Origin of the sequence: Vibrio sp. L85 (assembly GCF_963871815.1) — a bacterium.
In the GTDB taxonomy this organism is placed as follows: domain Bacteria; phylum Pseudomonadota; class Gammaproteobacteria; order Enterobacterales; family Vibrionaceae; genus Vibrio; species Vibrio harveyi.
Genome location: NZ_CAWMYL010000250.1, coordinates 1 through 18,235, shown reverse-complemented (window position 1 = coordinate 18,235; position 18,235 = coordinate 1). Strand labels below are relative to the sequence as shown.

Below are 18,235 nucleotides of genomic sequence, written 5' to 3'. Positions count from 1 at the left end.
CGCACAGAAAACCATAAAATCCATACAATTCAACTGCTCAACTATCGACCAATTATAGCAGGAGTGCTAACCTATACATGATATGCATGCATATCGTTATTCCTGATGCATTATTTGGATTGGCGAGAGCCAGAAGAGCCACCCTTCAAGCAGTTGAAGCTCAACTCATAATGAATCAGGCCATTACATCGGCAATGGATATGCCTGGCAGTTAGGTATCTAAATGCGCCCAACAACAGTCAGGTTCGCACATACTAATCGTAGTGCAATGCGCCGTCGCAGTGGTTTCACTACTGCGCCAAAGGCAAAACAAGTTGCGCCAGCAATGACTCTGGTTGAGAAGACAGCGGTTATGCCAAGTGTTCCAAACAAAGTTATCAAAGCAGCTTAATTAAAAAGCGCGGCAATCACCGCGCTTTTTTCTTTGCTCCCCTACCTTTCCTATTTGGTGTTCGCCAAGCAATTTGATACCTTTAGTAGCAAATAACACCTATAAATTCTGTGGAGAAAGAAATGAAGTGTCATCGTATTGAAGAGTTGCTTGAGCTTCTAGAGCCTGAGTGGCATAAAGACCAAGAAATGAACCTGCTGCAGTTCATCCTAAAGCTAGCAAATGAAGCTGGCTATGAAGGCAAACTGGAAGATCTCACCGACGACGTGTTGATCTACCACCTAAAAATGCGCAACAGCGGCAAAGATGAAATGATCCCAGGTCTTAAGAAAGACCAAGAAGATGATTTCAAGACAGCAATCCTACGCGCACGCGGTATCATCAAGTAAACCGCTCACACCCAAGTATTGATAAGCGACTCATTTGAGTCGCTTTTTTTATAACTAAATCAAACAGTTTAAAAAGGTGGTTATAACTGTTCAGTCATTTATCAGGTTAACTGTACTGACTTTTGTTGTTAAACGTTGACTGCGTTAAAGAAACGGAATTGTTATTGATTGTATAATCGCCGTTCATCAGTATTTACTAAAATAATTATGTTCAGCCATGAATCATGGCATGGACGAAGCAGCAATGTCATCGAGCGACATCACTAGAAATGTCGCCGTACATTATAAAAAGCCTAAAGAAGGATGTGTGCATGAGTCAGGATAAGATTGATATCAAAGATGTGACTCCAAAAACCTTTAACCCGAAAACCCACAAAGGGAAAGGGGATCGTTTCAACCCAAGTAATCGAATCTATGTTCGAGAAAGTAAAGGCACCTTTCAGAAACTCCGTCGCTACGGCGGTTGGTTTTTATTGTTGCTGTTTGCATTGGTACCATGGATTCCTTACGGCGAGCGCCAAGCCATTTTGCTGGACATCGGTAACCAGCAGTTCAACTTTTTCGGCACAACGCTGTATCCACAAGACCTTACCCTACTCGCACTGCTGTTTGTAATAGCAGCATTTGGGCTGTTCTTTATCACCACCTTCTTGGGGCGGGTTTGGTGTGGCTACTTGTGCCCGCAAACCGTGTGGACCTTCATCTATATTTGGTTTGAAGAGAAGCTCGAAGGCAGTGCAAATAAACGCCGAAAGCAGGACTCCAATAAGCTGACTGCAAATTTAGCCATGCGCAAAACCCTCAAACACATTGCGTGGTTTGCGATAGCTCTTGCGACAGGCTTTACCTTTGTTGGCTATTTCGTACCCATGAAGCAATTAGTCGTCGACTTTTTCACCTTTAATGCCAACTTCTGGCCCGTATTTTGGGTGATGTTTTTTGCTATTTGTACTTACGGTAACGCTGGCTGGATGCGCTCTATTATGTGTATTCACATGTGCCCTTATGCGCGTTTCCAATCGGCTATGTTCGATAAAGACACCTTCATCGTGGGTTACGACACCAAACGTGGTGAAAAACGTGGTCCTCGTTCACGCAAAGCCGATCCAAAGCAACTTGGTTTAGGTGACTGTATCGATTGTGATTTGTGTGTTCAGGTATGTCCGACTGGTATCGATATCCGGGATGGCTTGCAGTATGAGTGTATCAACTGTGGCGCGTGTATTGATGCATGTGACAACACCATGGAGCGCATGGGTTACGAGAAAGGTCTGATCAACTACACCACAGAGCATCGACTCTCAGGTAAGAGTACCAAAGTCATGCGTCCAAAACTGCTTGGTTATGGTGCGGTACTGTTAGTCATGATTGGCTTGTTCTTCTTACAAGTGGCATCGGTTGATCCAGCAGGCATGAGCGTGCTGCGTGACCGTAACCAATTGTTCCGCGTTAACAGCTCAGGCGAAGTAGAAAACACCTATACCTTAAAAGTGATCAACAAGACCCAACAAGTTCAAGAGTACGACTTGAACGTCGAAGGTTTGAGTGATGTCAGCTGGTATGGCAAACAAACCATTCAAGTTGAACCAGGAGAAGTATTAAACTTACCAATGAGCCTTGGCGCAGATCCTGACAAGCTAAACTCTGCGATCACAACAATTCAGTTTATACTCACCGATAAGAGCAACGAATTCACCATTGAAGTGGAAAGCCGATTTATCAAGAAGCTATAACTTCGATGACCAATGGAAAAAGGCTCAGCAATGAGCCTTTTTATTTATATGTCCCAAGGCACCTTCAACTTTGATGCCCTCACGCCAGACTTTATGTGGTACGCGTTAGAGAGCATCGGCATTCGAGCGGAATCTGGATTTCTCGCTCTCAACAGCTACGAAAACCGCGTTTACCAGTTCACCGATGAAGAACGCAAGCGCTATGTGGTGAAGTTCTACCGTCCTGAGCGCTGGAGCAATGAACAAATTCAAGAAGAACATGACTTTACCCTTGAATTGATCGACAACGAAATCCCAGTTGCTCCACCCGTGCGCATCAACGGACACACCCTACACCATTACCAAGGCTACGGCTTTGCTTTATTTGAGAGTGTGGGAGGTCGTCAATATGAAGTCGACAACTTAGATCAGCTCGAAGGTGTGGGTCGTTTTTTAGGGCGAATCCACAAAGTAGGCAGCCGGCAAGCCTTCCAGCATCGCCCAACGATTGGCTTGCAAGAATATCTTTATCAGCCAAGAAAGATTCTGCAAAACGCTAACATGATCCCAATGCATTTAGAGAACAGCTTCTTCAACGATTTAGACATGTTAATCAAATCGATTGAAAGCCACTGGCAGGATGGTTTCAATACCATTCGCCTACACGGAGATTGCCATCCGGGCAACATCTTATGGCGCGATGGTCCCATGTTTGTCGATTTGGATGACTCACGTAATGGTCCAGCAGTGCAAGACTTATGGATGCTACTCAATGGTGAGCGCCAAGATAAACTAATGCAGTTGGATATCGTCTTAGAAGCTTATCAGGAGTTTTGTGACTTTAACTCGGCAGAATTGAAACTAATCGAACCACTTCGCGGTCTACGAATGGTGCACTATATGGCATGGCTAGCAAAACGTTGGCATGACCCGGCATTTCCGCTCGCTTTTCCATGGTTCAATGAGCCAAAATACTGGGAAGGTCAGGTCCTTGCATTTAAAGAGCAGATTGCCAACTTAGAAGAAGCACCACTGTCTTTAATGCCTCAATGGTAAGTCAGGCCGAACAATTCAAAATGGAGATATTTAAATGAAAAAGCTGTTCGCACTGTTTTCTATGCTGATGCTAAGCCTGTCGGCACATGCAGCGCAATTCAAAGAAGGTGAACATTACAAAGTATTGGATCTAGAGGCATCGAAAAAGCCTGTCGTGACTGAGTTCTTCTCTTTCTACTGCCCACACTGTCATTCATTCGAGCCTATCATTCAGCAGCTGAAACAAAAGCTACCTGAAGGCGTAAAGCTACAGAAGAACCACGTATCCTTCATGGGCGGAAACATGGGACCTTCAATGAGCAAAGCATACGCGACCATGGTTGCTCTAAAAGTAGAAGATAAGATGGTGCCTGTGATGTTTAACCGTATCCACAACATGCGTAAGCCACCACGTGACGATGCTGAAATTCGTCAAATCTTCCTAGACGAAGGTGTGGACGCGAAAAAATTCGACGCAGCATTCAAAGGTTTCGCAGTCGATTCAATGGTTCGCCGTATGGACAAGCAATTTGAAAACAGCGGTCTAACAGGCGTTCCTGCAGTTATCGTTAACAATAAGTACCTAGTTCAAGCGCAAGGCATTAAGTCAATGGACGAGTACTTTGCACTAGTAAACTACTTGCTAACGCTTAAGTAATCTGAGCAAATAAAGAAGGGGAGCAATGTGCTCCCCTTCTTTATTTGTGTATTTCTTGCAGCAGTTGATCTTTCTCCTGCCAAACATCACCAAGCCATTGTTGGAATTGGCGTTTATACGGCTTGTCATTAAAATAATCGCCCAATACACGTTCGTCGACAGGAAGCACTTTCACACGCACGACAATCTTGGTCATACGCCCCATAAGAATATCTTTAAATGGCTTCTCCGTATTCTCTGGATATGCCAAGGTCACATCAATGATGTTCTCAAATTGCTCACCCATTGCCGCTAACGTATAAGCAATACCACCTGATTTTGGCTGCAACAAATATTGATAACCCGCTCGACTTTTACGTTGCTTCTCTTGTGTAAAACGCGTTCCTTCCACGTAATTCACTACTGTAGTTGGTGTATGTTTAAACTTGGCGCAAGAGCGGCGCGTCGTTTGCAAATCTTGTCCACGTTTATATGGATTACGAAGCAGATATTCACGAGAATAGCGACGCATAAATGGCATATCTAATGCCCAACAAGCCATACCGATAAAAGGCACGTAAAGTAACTGTTGTTTTAAGAAAAATTTAGGCATAGGGATGCGATCTTTAAATACGCAGCACAGTACAACAATATCAGTCCAACTAAGATGATTACTGATCAGTAGGTACCAACCATCTTTCTTTAAGTTTTCTCCGCCTTGAACATCCCATTCAACGCGATTAAACAAAGCAAGGATGCCTGCATTGACTGTAGCCCAAACCCACATCATTTTGTTTGCAGCTTCGGTACCCTTGGCTTTGAGCTTTGCTGTTGGAAGCAAAAGCTTAAAAATGGCAATGATACAAATAGCGATGGAACAAATCGCAGAATTTATAATCACAAAAGAAGCGTTAAAAATGAGTAACAAATATGCCAACATGGTAACCAATCAGTAACTAGTGTACGTGAACAATAAAACAGCGTGTAATTATACGAATCCGTTGCCACATTGGAATATTTGTAATAATGGTCAGATTTGTTTCACTGTAAAACCGGACCAACGCTCAACTAACATTCTTCATTCGACAAACAAGGAGAAAGCGAATGAATCCAAGGCTAACCTTACTGCCTTTGGCTCTTATCGTCAGTACAGCTCAGGCTCAACTTGCTGAAACAGCAGGTTTTAGCGGTGAAATTTCGCTCAATGCAGGCTTCGTTTCATCAGAATCTCATTTCAATACCGATAATAGCAGCACCATCAACTCTCTCGATCAAAGCGCTGAGAGTGATAGCTCCTTTATTGCTGCGCCATTAGGGAACATCGCTTATACATTTGGTAGCAAACTCAACCAGCAAATATACGTTGGTACTACGCGTGCCGATATTGCAGTGGGTACTTTAGCGTTCCAGTTAGGATATCAGTATCAATTGCCATCGGGCACAATATTAGATGTCTCTTACCTTCCTACCGTTTTAAAAGGAGAAACGTGGCGCAATCCATATAAAACAGGCTCTGCAAGACAAACCACTGACGAAGGTGGCAACGCATACCGCTTCCAAATCAAACGCTTCTTAGATGACAACTTTAATCTTGATTTGGCATACGCAGACAAAGACGTGGAAAAAGATGAAGTCACTGACCGCACTTTAGCCCGTGACGCGAAAGTATATTACGTAAAAGGCGATTATCGTATCCCGTTGAGTCGCACATCAATGCTACAACCTGCTTTAACCTACATTAATCAAGATGCCGTTGGTGATGCCGAGTCATTTGATTCATATGGTTTAGACTTAAGCTGGTTCCAATTTATGAACCGTCACCGCTTTGCCTTAACCGCTGGCTACACAATGAAAGACTACCAATCAGCAAGCAACACGTTTGGTAAAACACGTAGCGACGACACATTAAGTCTATTTGCGGCATACGAATACGAAAATGTATTCGATTGGCAAAACTGGTCGTTCATTTCTCTGGCTGGCTACAGCAATACCGATTCGAATATCACTTTCTACGATGAGAAAGAATATTTAGTTTCAGTTGGTATGAACTACAACTTCTAAGATCGATTCTCGCAGTAAATGGGATCCATTTGCTGCGAGTATAAAATGGACTGATCGTCACAATAAAAACAATTCATTGCTCAAACAATAGCCAATTGAACGCTCTTGTGGATAATATGCGCCCTATTTATTATTTGCGAGAGCCATACATGCACATCGATCCTCAATACGCTTCCGAACAAAACTTAATGAGCGTTCTTTCCAAGAACTTTCCGGGTTTTATCGCTGTGCGAAAAGAGACAGGTGAACATGTCGCCCTCAACCAGCGCTACCATGCTTTCTTCGAAGAAGACATTCTCGGCATCAGCTTAGACAACATGATCACAGATTGTGATAACGAAGACCTACGAGATCTGTTACTTCAATGCAAACGCAACGACCAAGCTTTGATCGACAGCAAAGCCCCGATGCGAGTGGATATTGAAACCTTTCAAAATCACCACTTTGAATCGATGCGCTACCTTACCGAAGTTAATGGTGAGCGTCATATCGTATTGATGGCATGGGATATAACAGCGCGTATCGAAGAACAAAACCAGTTAAAACAAAGCCTGCATTACGATCACCTAACAGGTGCATTAAATAAAAAAGCGTTGATGTCAGCCATACAAAAGGGCTGTGACTGCTGCGTTGTGGCTTATCTTGATTTGGATAAATTCAAGCAAGTTAACGACACTTATGGTCATGCTATTGGAGATAAAGTACTGATCGACTTTGCCACCTTAATGATGCAAAAACTGGGAGAGAATGGCACGCTCTACCGGGTTGGTGGTGATGAGTTTGTCGTCCTATTTGATTGCATGCCATTATCCAGTGCTCAAGACATCCTGTTGAATATTCGCCAATTTGTAGAAAATGATATCCATCTACATGGTATCTCATTCAGTTTTGGCTTGGTGGAGTGCCAAGGGAGTCTTGAGCAATGTATCGAGCGTGCTGACCAAGCACTCTACCAAGATAAACGCAACCGAAAGCAGGCTTAAATTTATACTGCCTGCGCCGTCAACTGTTTGAGTAATCTATCCATCGCTCGATACCCCAATGCTTCAGCAAGGTGAGTTCGTTCAATTTGTGGTGAACCTTCCAGATCAGCGATAGTACGCGCAACTTTGATGATGCGGTGATACGCGCGAATCGACAATCCCAAGCGGTGCAAAGCGTTCTCTAGAAACTCGGCATCGCTTTTTTGTAGCGGGCAAAACGCTTCAATCTCTCGACTGCTCAACAGTGCATTAACCTTACCGCTGCGATTGAGCATATCATTGCGTGCTTGATTTACTCGTTCCTTGACCGCCGCTGTTGGTTCCCCTCGATCGCCCCCTTCAGATAATGTGCCTTTCGGCAGAGCAGGAATTTCCAGCGACATATCAAAACGATCTAGAAGCGGACCTGATAAACGTCCAAGGTAGCGCAAAATAGCTTGTGGATTCGTCCGTGCTTGATTCCCTTCATAATATCCTGTCGGACTGGGGTTTAATGCACCAACCAATTGGAATCGAGCAGGAAAGCGCGTTTTACCTTGTGCTCTAGAGATAATAATTTCTCCTGACTCTAAAGGCTCTCGCAAAGAATCGAGCACCTTACGGTCAAACTCCGGCATTTTCCTAATATCGATTCTGATTAAGAAAAGTTGTCAATTAGAGACTTGTAATATTGTCAGGGTTAGTTGAGCACAATTCTCCAGATGTAAGTGGAACTATAGCAATTCAATTTAGTTTTTAGTCGTGCAACTATCTATGTCATCCATTCAATTCCACCCTTTTACCCACTTGCTCATAATGAATGGATATTCAATATATATTTAAAAAATCATTATTACTCTGGAAAGTGACTACGGGTACAAGCGGAAATAAACTGTGTGTCAACGCGGAGCGTTGTCCACATTTTATTCCGTGATCTTGCGGAGCAAGATGTGCCTGTAGTTGAGCGACCAACTCAAATTCCATACCCACAATCTAGCTCGCTCTGTCCCTTCGTATGCTAATTTGATCTCAAACTTCTAGCGCGATTCTGCCCCATTTTAATTTAGATTTTCTACTAATGTCGTTTCTATTCATTAGTATTTGACCAAATTTTCCTAATGCTTCAGTATGGTTCTGATTGCACAATAACGTGGTTTGGATTGTGTCCATCGATTAGTGGCGAATCATAAAGTTGTGCGTGAGATAGGGGATTTGCATGATATGCAGTATGGACGATGAGTTTACTTCAGATGCAGTTGAACCTAAGTAATGTCATGTTGTGTAGAGCTGTATAGAGCTGGCTAAAATAACTTTGGACTAAAGTTGCACAATATCGAGCCAAGTACAACTATCATCAACATTTCCTCGATTTTTTAAATAATAATTACACGTATATGAATAAAATCATTTCCTCATTTGTATGCAGGCTCATCCAAGGGCTTGATAGAACAGTGTCTTGGCTGGAACGAAAAAAACACGCTAACGATATGCAATCGAAATTTGTAGATCTAGCCCCAACAGATGATGCAGATAAAACAGGCACCTACTCAGAAGCATTAGGGTTTGCAACGAACAATCCGAAAATCTCTAATATTGCTCTTACGGGACCTTATGGCTCAGGAAAGAGCAGCATTATTCAATCTTTCCTGAAAACATATCGACGGCCAGCTCTTCATATTTCTCTCGCGACCTTCATTGCCGGAACTGACATAAAGGCAGAGATGTTAGGTCGTCAAGAGATCGAGAGAAGTATTTTACAGCAGATGTTATACGGTGCGGATGCAAACAAACTGCCGTTATCTCGCTTTAAAAGAATTCAGTCGCCTAGTGTTTGGTCGATCTTTAAATCTCTCTACATTATGTGTGGAATGTTCGCATTTTGGTATGTGTTTCATTTGCGAGAAGATGTCATCAGCGGTACTTATTTTACACCGATAGCGCTCGAAAACTCAGTCAATCTAGGTTTATTCGTATTTGCTGCAATATTTCTCTGGGTAGTATTACATCACTTTTATGTCATGAGCTTTGGTTTATCGCTCAAGGGGATTTCGCTAAAAGATGTCGAAATCAAGCCTGCATGTGATGATGAATCCTCGATACTGAATCGTCATCTAGACGAGATAGTCTATTTTTTTCAAGAAACCAGTTACGACCTTGTAATAATTGAGGATTTAGATCGATTCGATAATGCTGATATTTTCGTTACATTGCGTGAAATTAACAGCCTTGTAAATGCAAATGCAGGTGTAAAACGCCGCATTCGGTTTTTATATGCACTGCGCGATGACATGTTTGTGAATACAGAGCGAACGAAGTTCTTCGAATTTATCATTCCTGTTATTCCAATCATAAACACATCAAACTCAATTGATATGGTCTTGAAACAGGGCGCAAGACTTGCGCTGGATGAAGGTCTTGATCGTCAGTTTCTTAGAGAGGTATCACGTTATCTAAACGATCTGCGGTTGATTCAGAACATTTTTAATGAATACAGCATTTATGTAGCTAATTTGGAAACAGATGGGGAAAATTTGCTCGATGCCAATAAGCTACTTGCAGTTTTAATTTACAAAAATGTTTATCCACGGGATTTCGAACAGCTACACCGAGGAGAAGGAACCCTTGCAGCGATATTGAACCTCCAAGATGAGCTAATAAGTCTTGGAGAGAAAAAGTATCGAGCAGAGATCGCTTTACTAGAAAAGCAACTTGATATCGCTGAACGACAGACTCCAAATGACTTGAAAGAATTACGTCAAATCTATGCGATGGCGATTATCGAGAGGCTCCCGTCGAATGTGCTCAGTGTAGGGAGTAATTACAATAATTTGATTCAGCTTTCACAATTAGCAAACCACGATTCGTTCGAGGATTTGATTGAGCAACGAGAAGTCTATTGCCGATACGGAGGTAATTACTCTCAACATACAAACATTTCCGATTTGCAAAACAAGGTAGATCCCCACAGGACTTATCAGCAACGCAAGGCAGAAATAGAAAGTAAGGCTGAGCAAAATAAAAACAATACCTTGCGACAAGTACGTGACTTGAGACCAAAGATCGCAACTCTTCGCACAGCTAAGCTCAATGAACTGTTGCGCTTGAATGGTGAACGTGGCAATGAGCTATTTGAAGATTTAGGGAAGAACGCGGAGCTAGCTCGTTTTCTGATTCTGGAAGGTCATCTTGACGATACTTACTACCAATATACATCACTCTTTCACACTGGGAGGATGTCGCCAAATGATAATAAGTATCTCATCAAAATTCGAGCATTTATTACGCCAGAACCTGATTTCCCGACTGATAATCCACACGAAGTTATTGCTGCGATGAGAGACGAAGACTTCGGACAAAGCTACATTTTAAACATCTCGCTTGTTGATGCTCTGCTGAGTGATCATAGCCGATATCAAGTTCAGTTAGATAAGCTTTTTGGGTACATCATGGCAGAGTTTCCCAACTGTGAGGACTTCTTGATTATCTATTACGCCACCGGGAGTTATATTTCTAAATTCCTCCAAGGGTTAGCTAATATCTGGACTCATCTTGTACCTACCATACTTTCTAGTTCAAACAATCTTTTTCACGTTACCCAGCTAATTGGAGGATTAACCGAAAGTTCACTGAAGTCTATTTCAAGAGATTTTGAGGAACTACCCGCTTTTGTAGCAGAGAATCTCTCTGATATTTTGATTAGTTCGCCTGAGCTCAATCCAGAACGGTTCACTTGGTTTAATTTTGACGTTAAAGACTTCGAATCAATTCAAGACCACCCTGACGTTGTAAACACAATGTTTGAACAAGGTCTTTTTGAACTTACGGTCGCGAACTTAGAGTTTGCCTATCTAACTATTTTAGGTTTAGCAGACCTTGAACCACTGCGTACGAGAAACTACACGACCATAAGAATGGCGGACAGTACCATCCTGATGGACAAAATTGAAAGGAATTTTGATGAATACTTAAGTAATATCCTGTTGACTATCCCAACCAATACTGAAGAGGATATATCTGCCATCTTGGACGTAATTTACCGTGAGGAGATTGACTCAACTGCGATCGACGAGTTTCTTAAACAGCAGACTAAACCGTTACCGACGTTAGAAGGTGTGCCTTCGAGGCTACATGCAAAGCTCTTCCAGTTAAATATGATTGTACCAAGTTGGGAAAACTGCCTTTCCTTTATGGGAAGTGAAGGCTTTGAGGCGGAAAGCTTAGTGCGGTATCTCGATAATGATGTTGTTCGTTCAGCTATTCTTGAGCAGCCTATTCCTAGCGACGAAGATTCGTATAAGTTGCGTTATTTTCTTATCAAAGCTAACTCAATGTCTAGTATGAACTACAAAGAGTATGTTCGTGCTTTACCTAAGTTCTTTAAAAAATTTCCAAATGAACTTGAGCCAGCAAAACTTGAGATAATAATAAAAGAAAGAAAAATCGAGTTCACAGATGATAACCTTGGCGAGCTAGTTGAGCACCGAGATTTGCAGTTACTATTCCTATCGACAAACATCGATAAATATCTGGAGGAGCCAGGTAACTTTGCGTTAGATGATAATTTTCAAATAGAGCTACTCCAGTACGATATTTCCCATAGAAATAAATTGAAAGTAGTCGAGTCTATGGACTTACACTTGATCGTAGATGTCCCAGAACATATTGCACTAATTGGATCTATTATAGTCAATACTGATGCAAATCTGCCAAGCATTGACGGAGATATATCTAGTGCACTTATCAGGTACTCTTCGCCAATAGTGACACAAATTTCACTCTTCAATAAATATCAATCTTATTTGAGTAATGATGAAGTCCGTGATGTATTGGCGAGTCTACAAAAGCCATATTCCGACATAACCAGCGGGTATCATACACCAAGGCTAAAAGACACACCTGAGAATCAGGTGTTGGTTACTTGGCTTGACTCAAGAAAAATCATTTCCTCTTGGAAAATTAGTGATGTATTTAAAGAGATAAAGGTTAACCTCTATAGATCTTGAGAAGAGAATGCTTTTGCGGTGCTGGAAAGCTATAGAAACGATTGAAAAGATGGTTTAAGTTGACTACACGATGCCCCTATTAATTCAATCGCTTATTTGGGAAAATGGTTTGGTTTGGTTTTGTGTTGCAGGGTGTATAGAGAGTTTGATTCAGCGCTTTTTTACAGCAGAGAGTAGTCATGGGTTGGTTTTCCAGTGTATTTTCTTTAATTATTAAACTAGTTACATGGATTTTTATCGATTTAGCGTTTTCGGAAGAACGAGCCCATTTCGTAATAAAGCGTTAGGCTTTGCAAAGGATCAATATGAAAACAAAATTCCTCATTATAGTTGGACTTCTACTTATCTCTGGTTGTGATCAAATTTCGTCTCCTAAGGATTATGACGATTGCATTCTTAGAAATATGAAAGGCGTTGATAGCGACCTCGGCGCAGGTCAGATTATGAGTTCGTGTCGTAAAAAGTTTCCAAAAGGCTCTGAGTACAAGTACAAGGAAAGAGACTTGGATTTAGTTGAACTTATTTCTTTGACTGGTAGGGCGGGGTTAGGCTATGGAAAGAGATATAGTGGCACTATCTATAACGGCAATGAAAACACTACAGTCACCTCTGTAAAAGTTAAAGTAACGGCGAAAAATGGTGAAAAAGAAACTTCCAGAGAATACAAAGTAAAGGTAAAAATCCCACCGCTAACTACATCGGATTTTAGTTTCGGCATTATAGTTGGCGAAAAAGGTTCGGAATATTCGTGGGAAATTGTTGGTGGCAGCGGATTCAAGTAGCTCTGAGCCTAACAGGAGCTACTGTTGGACAAACTGCCCGTAGAGCGAGGTGTAGTTTTCCATACAAAACCTAATCCGCTATTTTCTAAATTAACAAAATTGCTGACTCATTTCTGTCCAAAAATGACTCATTGTGAACATTGGTCGTTTGTGACCGCAGGTCGTCTAGCACGCTCTAATCATGACCGACCAGCTGGTGTAAGGTCGAATATGAGTTAACGACCTAGCCATCTTCGGAATCACTCAACTTATTGATAAGCTCTTGCCTCTCCTCTTTGCTCAGTTTTGCAATCAAGCAAGCTAACTTGGCAGAGCTTTCTTCTTCACAAAAGAAATAGTTCAAAGGAACACCTAGTTCGTCAGCAATGAGTTTTAGTGTTTGTATGTCAGGAGTGTGTTTTGCTTTCTCATACTGATTCATTCTGGCGCTTGCTGAACCCTCATCCATACCTATTCTCACTCCCAAGGCTTTCTGGGAGAGTTTGGCTTTTTTACGCGCTTCTTTAAGTCGCGTTGGGATTGGGCTAGTAAATGACATTTTCGGTTCATGTTTAAAAACCTACAGTAACTAAGATTTTCTTAGTTTTGTCGATTTCTGTATACTAAGCAATCCTTAGTTTTTAGAGCCGCATGAGTTGTAAATGAAACGTTCGACGAAAATCAGTGCGATTATGCACAAGTTATTGATTGAAAAAGGTATGGATCGTTTTTCGGTTATTGAGTTACGCGACGCCTCTCTTTCTATTAGTGATTTTAGGAAGGAGCCTGATGAGGCAAGAAAAAGACTCTACAGACAAATTCTTCGCTTTGTGAGAAACGGTTGGCTTCAAAGTGAGGGAGAGGGACGAGATAAAAGGTACTTTCAAACAGATCTGTTTCGCTCTCTTAACGTGAAGCCCAAAGTAGAACGAAAGAAAGTCCCCTCCTTAGTTGAACCCGATTCAGATTACTCGGTATTGCGCCATGAGCGAAACCAGTACAAAGCTGAGTTAGAGATTGTTTTGGGTGAGATCGACGAATATCAATCACTCAATCGTCGTTTCCCTGAACTAGAACAAAGGCTCAACCCTATGTTGCAACAAGCGAGAGATCGCTCTGCACACCTATTTGGCAAAGTGAACGTACTGACCAATGTGATTAATACCATCTCTTCGGATGTCGTCGAATGTTGAGAAAATGGCAACGAGAGTGCTCTGAAAAAGCGTTAAGAAACTACAAAAGCAGCCAACACCACTTTTTTTGCCAAGCTACTCCAGGGGCTGGAAAAACAGTATTGGCGGCAACTATTGCCTCTAGGTTATTGAAGGAAGGTATGGTAGATCTTATTTTGTGTTTTTCACCGTCGTTAACGGTATCAGATGGGATAAAAAGAACCTTTTCAGAAGTTCTCAATCGCGCTTTTACTGGTGGTCTAGGTTCGATAGGACAGTCGCTTACCTACCAGTCTATCCAATTTCTCAGCGAAGAGTTTTGGCAGACGCTACGTAACTATAGAGTGTTTGTAGTGTTTGATGAGATACATCATTGTTCTGGTTCTGAGTATGAAAAAGCGAATGTATGGGGGCAACAGATCCTAACCAAGATTCAGGGACTGGCTACCTACACCTTAGCACTATCAGGTACACCTTGGCGTTCAGATGCATTACCGATAGTGATGGCACAGTATAGCGACCCTGATGGGCAGATCTTGGTCGACTATCAATATACTCTCCAGCAAGCCGTTGCCGACCATGTTTGCAGAACACCAAGAATTGTACTGGTAGACAATGAACACTTGTCGATAACTAGCGACGGAAAAACAGAATCGTTTTCGTCGATCCTTGAGATGCTAAAGCAAAATAAAGCTCCTTATCAGAGCGTAATTCACAATCAAGAGGCTATGGAACACCTTCTCGAACTTGGTTGTAGAAAGCTCGCCGAGATACGAACTCAAAATCAGTATGCAGGAGGACTAGTCGTTGCCTCTTCTGTTCAACACGCCGAAGAGATCAAAAAGATACTTTTGAAAAAGTGCCAACAAACCGTCTCCATCGTGACCTATCGTCACGAGGAGCCTTTGGCTGAGATTGAACGCTATCGGAAAGACAGTACTCAGTGGATAGTCAGTGTTGGGATGATTAGTGAGGGTACAGATATTCCCAGGCTTCAAGTTTGCTGCCATATGAGTTCAGTTAAGACGGAACTTTACTTTAGGCAAGTTCTGGGGCGAGTTCTTCGAGTGAATAATGACTCGAATCAACAAGCTTGGTTATTCACTTTCGCAGAACAGAGCTTGATAGAGTTTGCCGAGCGAATAGAACAAGATATTCCCGAATCCTGTATGTTTATTAGTGGAGATACTCCTGAAACATTTGTAGCGAGAGAGTTAGGACGAAAGGAAGCGGCTAAAGGCTTCAATATTGATCTCGTAAGCAGCAATGTTGATTTGAGATGGAATGGCGCCACTGACTTTGGTTGCATGGTAGATATTGTTCCTAGCCTTTCTAATGAGGTTCAGTTTGGCACGTTCAAGCAGCGTATTATTTCAGCATTTCAAACAGTTTGATACTGGATTGCTGCATAGGTATTTAGTCAAACTTTCTTCAGGGGCTTCAAAAACGAACACCAATCTTTCTTGGATTGGTGCTCGTTAGTATTATGAGGAAGTATCTCAATAAAGTTTGATCGTTTTTGTCCAAGAACTTCTCAGGTTGAATTTTTACCCTTGGCACTTTCTAGCTCGAAAGTGCCCCAAAATGTATCAACTTCTTATGTGTTTGAGCTGTTACCCGACCGAAAAAAATCGAGTTAAATTTAGCGATGATATCAGCGTAAAAGCTACGCTTCAGTCACTTAAATTGGTTCATTTATGGCAGGATTTATACGAATTAGCTAAAGAAGCAACTAAGGGTAAGCCTAACTGTTCTTTGAGAGATCTAGAGCTATGGTCGATTGATAGAACGGAGCTGAGTAATCCTGAAAGATTTGGTTGTATTGCTCACGGCTATCAAGCACAAAAGCAACTCGAACGTGGTCTAGGTTGTATGTCGTTAAAACAGAACGTAACCAACCTGCCAACGAATTCTCCAAAAGCGCTCTACAGCCCACGAACCACACCCATGTTTGCTGATCACTTCGAATAATATCTAAGATTTCTGACTTGTATCGATACCCATCTCCCATTGAAGTTAGGTCTATGTACACAACATTAGCACCCAGTCCATGGTTAACGCGGCTGTAGATATCTTGAAGCTCTTTACCGCATTCACTATCAAATGTGTGGAACCTCATCATGCCCAACTCCCAATAGCCATTTATTAAGCGTTCTGGTGTACCTAAGGGCCAGCTATCAAAGGTGTATAAATCATTATCTTTACGCATCTACAAAACTTATTTTTATGAACAGATTAGAGAAGTGGAGTCTAATGGTTGGACACATAAGCCAATACCTTTGGTGGTTAATCCGGCTCATGCGGCATATCTCTGTTTGCTAAAGTAGATTTCTTCAGATGGGAGACCGTTGAGTCCCTGATAATTACGCTCCTCATTATAAAACATCATGTAGTGCACGATTTCAAGCTCTACTTCGCGGGGTGTGCTGTTAGATTTTAGTAAACCTCCTCATATTTCAGACTTCGCCATAATTGCTCAATAAAAAAATTGTCGACCGAGCACTTTAGCCAAAAATCATTTGTTTGATTAGAAAGTGGTAAGCTCGTCAAGGGATTACATAAAATATTCCTCCATGCGGTTAAGCTAATGATCGTTAGCCTAATGATCGTTAGCTTAACTTCCCAAGCTCCCTACTATTAAGAAATCCTCACCATTTAGTGTCATTTTATTTGGGCTGACACAAAGTTTGCTAGGTCAACAAAAATCATTTTAACTCTCCTAAACAAAGAATTATGGCTGCTCTTAACAAGGTGACTTTAATATCCCAAAGAGTACAATATTACACCCTAGTATGTATGATCGTGTTTTGTCCTCGTTTAATGTTACTTCTGCCTTCGATGGTTACTTTCTATAGTTTTTAATATGCACTATTATTAGTATAATCTTTCACCAGATGATAGAGCTGTATGCAAAAACAATTAGATATCCGACACTTATCCAAGCAACTTTTGTTTGAAGCACGAAACTTACCAAGGCATTCATTAGCGATTTGGCGCAAAGATGTTAGTAAGTTAGTTAAGCACCCCCCCCCGATGAAGAATCAATAAGGTTACGTTTGTCAGAAATTCACTTCATTGTTAGCGAATGTCGATACCATCAATTTTGTACCATTTCCATTTATTTTTTGATGGTTGCATTTATATGTGCGTTTGTTTTTTGGCTTTGATTGTTTGTTAAAATAATTAGGCAGCTTTTTCTGTGTTTTCAATAATCACTTGCTACGGTTTCCGGTAAATTGTCGGGGTGCTATTAGACCTGGATTTGACCAAATCTCGTTTATCCGAACTCAACAACATGAAACTTAGGCCCTAAATCGTTTTTGTCCACCGACGTTTCAGATCTTCCTAAACCCTACTAAATTTGACTGCCAAACTTCATGTTGACCAAAACACTGAGAGGAGGTCATCATGAGAAAGTTATCTTATGGAAAATGCAGTGGCATCAAAAGGCCATTTAAGCTTGAAGAGATCTGGCGGATCAGAACTAGGCTGGAGATTGAAAATGATCTGATGCAGCTCGCATTACTGAACCTAGCTATAGATAGCAAGTTAAGAGCGAGTGATTTACTAAAGCTACACGTTTACGATGTTTCTTCGCAAGGGGTTATCTATGAAAGGGGTCAGTGCATCCAGCAAAAAACTGGCACCGATGTCCACTATGAGATTACTCCCAGAACACAGCAAAGTATTAGCCGATGGATTTTTGCAGCATCCCTAGAGGTAAGCAGCTTTCTATTCCCGAGTAGCCGACGCTTTGGGCAACCTATCAGCTACTCATTCTATCGTTCAATTATCAGGAACTGGGCTGTAAAACTGGGATTGAATGCTGACTATTACGGCACTCATTCCATGCGCCGAATCAAAGCCACGTTGATATATGCCAGAACGAAAAACATCAGGGCCGTACAGATTTTACTTGGACATTCGAAGCTAGATAACACAATTCGATACCTTGGAGTTGAGCTAGAAGACGCTCTGAGGTTGTCTGAAAAAACAGACTGCTGACATGCCGTCGCTACTAAAGCTAATGTGCACAGAGCTTGTCTTTTTTAGTTAAAATACCTAAGAAATCAAGCATATTGCATAGCAAAACAACCCACTTGCTTACTGTG

15 protein-coding genes and 2 pseudogenes are annotated in these 18,235 nt (G+C 41.7%); 12 read left to right on the top strand and 5 right to left on the bottom strand.

Annotated features, from left to right (window positions below):
- Positions 1–223 precede the first annotated feature (223 nt).
- The 5 genes from AACR11_RS28215 to AACR11_RS28195 all read left to right on the top strand — a co-directional run bounded on the left by AACR11_RS28215 (position 224) and on the right by AACR11_RS28195 (position 4,185).
- Entirely contained in the window at positions 224–391 is a 168-nt protein-coding gene (locus tag AACR11_RS28215) for a hypothetical protein (protein ID WP_005450993.1), read from the top strand.
- Positions 392–513: 122 nt separating this feature from the next.
- Positions 514–780, top strand: coding sequence for a YihD family protein (locus AACR11_RS28210; RefSeq protein WP_005450994.1), 267 nt, complete (start codon positions 514–516; stop codon positions 778–780).
- A gap of 311 nt (positions 781–1,091) precedes the next feature.
- On the top strand, positions 1,092–2,513 hold the full coding sequence (ccoG, locus tag AACR11_RS28205; RefSeq protein ID WP_005450996.1) for a cytochrome c oxidase accessory protein CcoG: 1,422 nt from the start codon (positions 1,092–1,094) through the stop codon (positions 2,511–2,513).
- 48 nt (positions 2,514–2,561) lie between these two features.
- Positions 2,562–3,548 (top strand): serine/threonine protein kinase, encoded by a 987-nt coding sequence (locus AACR11_RS28200; protein ID WP_005450998.1) that lies wholly within the window; start codon positions 2,562–2,564, stop codon positions 3,546–3,548.
- A 34-nt stretch (positions 3,549–3,582) separates the two neighbouring features.
- A complete protein-coding gene (locus AACR11_RS28195; RefSeq protein WP_005451000.1) occupies positions 3,583–4,185 on the top strand; it encodes a thiol:disulfide interchange protein DsbA/DsbL in 603 nt (200 codons plus the stop codon).
- A 40-nt stretch (positions 4,186–4,225) separates the two neighbouring features.
- On the opposite strand, the gene AACR11_RS28190 is transcribed toward AACR11_RS28195, so the two are convergent.
- Positions 4,226–5,104 (bottom strand): acyltransferase, encoded by an 879-nt coding sequence (locus AACR11_RS28190; RefSeq protein WP_050582051.1) that lies wholly within the window; start codon positions 5,102–5,104, stop codon positions 4,226–4,228.
- A 164-nt stretch (positions 5,105–5,268) separates the two neighbouring features.
- Between AACR11_RS28190 and AACR11_RS28185 the strand changes: the two genes are divergently transcribed.
- Positions 5,269–6,225, top strand: a complete 957-nt coding sequence (locus tag AACR11_RS28185; protein WP_009699087.1) for a DUF2860 domain-containing protein — start codon at positions 5,269–5,271, stop codon at positions 6,223–6,225.
- 149 nt (positions 6,226–6,374) lie between these two features.
- Positions 6,375–7,208 (top strand): sensor domain-containing diguanylate cyclase, encoded by an 834-nt coding sequence (locus AACR11_RS28180; protein ID WP_029789993.1) that lies wholly within the window; start codon positions 6,375–6,377, stop codon positions 7,206–7,208.
- 2 nt (positions 7,209–7,210) lie between these two features.
- Here the strand turns inward: AACR11_RS28180 and AACR11_RS28175 are convergent.
- Positions 7,211–7,828 (bottom strand): annotated as a pseudogene (locus AACR11_RS28175) (ATP-binding protein); the annotation flags it as partial.
- A 753-nt stretch (positions 7,829–8,581) separates the two neighbouring features.
- On the opposite strand from AACR11_RS28175, the gene AACR11_RS28170 reads away from it, so the two are divergent.
- Together AACR11_RS28170 and AACR11_RS28165 are read left to right on the top strand one after the other, a co-directional pair.
- Entirely contained in the window at positions 8,582–12,190 is a 3,609-nt protein-coding gene (locus tag AACR11_RS28170; protein ID WP_079325375.1) for a YobI family P-loop NTPase, read from the top strand.
- A 305-nt stretch (positions 12,191–12,495) separates the two neighbouring features.
- Positions 12,496–12,972 carry a hypothetical protein gene (locus AACR11_RS28165; protein ID WP_079325373.1) on the top strand — a complete coding sequence of 159 codons (477 nt, stop codon included), beginning with the start codon at positions 12,496–12,498 and terminating at the stop codon, positions 12,970–12,972.
- 223 nt (positions 12,973–13,195) lie between these two features.
- Here the strand turns inward: AACR11_RS28165 and AACR11_RS28160 are convergent, their stop codons facing one another.
- Positions 13,196–13,510, bottom strand: coding sequence for a helix-turn-helix domain-containing protein (locus AACR11_RS28160; protein WP_079325371.1), 315 nt, complete (start codon positions 13,508–13,510; stop codon positions 13,196–13,198).
- Positions 13,511–13,613: 103 nt separating this feature from the next.
- Here AACR11_RS28160 and AACR11_RS28155 point away from each other — a divergent pair, with 103 nt between their 5' ends.
- The gene (locus AACR11_RS28155; protein ID WP_079325369.1) at positions 13,614–14,144 is read left to right on the top strand and encodes a hypothetical protein; all 531 of its coding nucleotides are present in this window, start codon (positions 13,614–13,616) and stop codon (positions 14,142–14,144) included.
- On the top strand, positions 14,138–15,517 hold the full coding sequence (locus tag AACR11_RS28150; RefSeq protein WP_079325367.1) for a DEAD/DEAH box helicase: 1,380 nt from the start codon (positions 14,138–14,140) through the stop codon (positions 15,515–15,517). Before AACR11_RS28155 ends, AACR11_RS28150 begins: the two co-directional genes overlap by 7 nt.
- 350 nt (positions 15,518–15,867) lie before the next feature.
- Here AACR11_RS28150 and AACR11_RS28145 read toward each other — a convergent pair whose 3' ends face one another.
- Together AACR11_RS28145 and AACR11_RS28140 are read right to left on the bottom strand one after the other, a co-directional pair.
- Positions 15,868–16,332, bottom strand: coding sequence for a hypothetical protein (locus AACR11_RS28145; protein ID WP_079325365.1), 465 nt, complete (start codon positions 16,330–16,332; stop codon positions 15,868–15,870).
- An 87-nt stretch (positions 16,333–16,419) separates the two neighbouring features.
- Positions 16,420–16,619, bottom strand: a pseudogene (locus AACR11_RS28140) (IS3-like element ISVpa4 family transposase); the annotation flags it as partial.
- 912 nt (positions 16,620–17,531) lie between these two features.
- Between AACR11_RS28140 and AACR11_RS28135 the strand changes: the two are divergent.
- Entirely contained in the window at positions 17,532–18,128 is a 597-nt protein-coding gene (locus AACR11_RS28135; RefSeq protein WP_079325363.1) for a tyrosine-type recombinase/integrase, read from the top strand.
- Positions 18,129–18,235 lie beyond the last annotated feature (107 nt).

Coding starts and splice junctions, on each gene's coding strand:
- AACR11_RS28215 (WP_005450993.1), top strand. CDS start 224: ATGCGCCCAACAACAGTCAGGTTCGCACATACTAATCGTAGTGCAATG.
- AACR11_RS28210 (WP_005450994.1), top strand. CDS start 514: ATGAAGTGTCATCGTATTGAAGAGTTGCTTGAGCTTCTAGAGCCTGAG.
- ccoG (WP_005450996.1), top strand. CDS start 1,092: ATGAGTCAGGATAAGATTGATATCAAAGATGTGACTCCAAAAACCTTT.
- AACR11_RS28170 (WP_079325375.1), top strand. CDS start 8,582: ATGAATAAAATCATTTCCTCATTTGTATGCAGGCTCATCCAAGGGCTT.
- AACR11_RS28185 (WP_009699087.1), top strand. CDS start 5,269: ATGAATCCAAGGCTAACCTTACTGCCTTTGGCTCTTATCGTCAGTACA.
- AACR11_RS28195 (WP_005451000.1), top strand. CDS start 3,583: ATGAAAAAGCTGTTCGCACTGTTTTCTATGCTGATGCTAAGCCTGTCG.
- AACR11_RS28165 (WP_079325373.1), top strand. CDS start 12,496: ATGAAAACAAAATTCCTCATTATAGTTGGACTTCTACTTATCTCTGGT.
- AACR11_RS28180 (WP_029789993.1), top strand. CDS start 6,375: ATGCACATCGATCCTCAATACGCTTCCGAACAAAACTTAATGAGCGTT.
- AACR11_RS28190 (WP_050582051.1), bottom strand. CDS start 5,104: ATGTTGGCATATTTGTTACTCATTTTTAACGCTTCTTTTGTGATTATA.
- AACR11_RS28160 (WP_079325371.1), bottom strand. CDS start 13,510: ATGTCATTTACTAGCCCAATCCCAACGCGACTTAAAGAAGCGCGTAAA.
- AACR11_RS28155 (WP_079325369.1), top strand. CDS start 13,614: ATGAAACGTTCGACGAAAATCAGTGCGATTATGCACAAGTTATTGATT.
- AACR11_RS28135 (WP_079325363.1), top strand. CDS start 17,532: ATGAGAAAGTTATCTTATGGAAAATGCAGTGGCATCAAAAGGCCATTT.
- AACR11_RS28150 (WP_079325367.1), top strand. CDS start 14,138: ATGTTGAGAAAATGGCAACGAGAGTGCTCTGAAAAAGCGTTAAGAAAC.
- AACR11_RS28200 (WP_005450998.1), top strand. CDS start 2,562: ATGTCCCAAGGCACCTTCAACTTTGATGCCCTCACGCCAGACTTTATG.
- AACR11_RS28145 (WP_079325365.1), bottom strand. CDS start 16,332: ATGCGTAAAGATAATGATTTATACACCTTTGATAGCTGGCCCTTAGGT.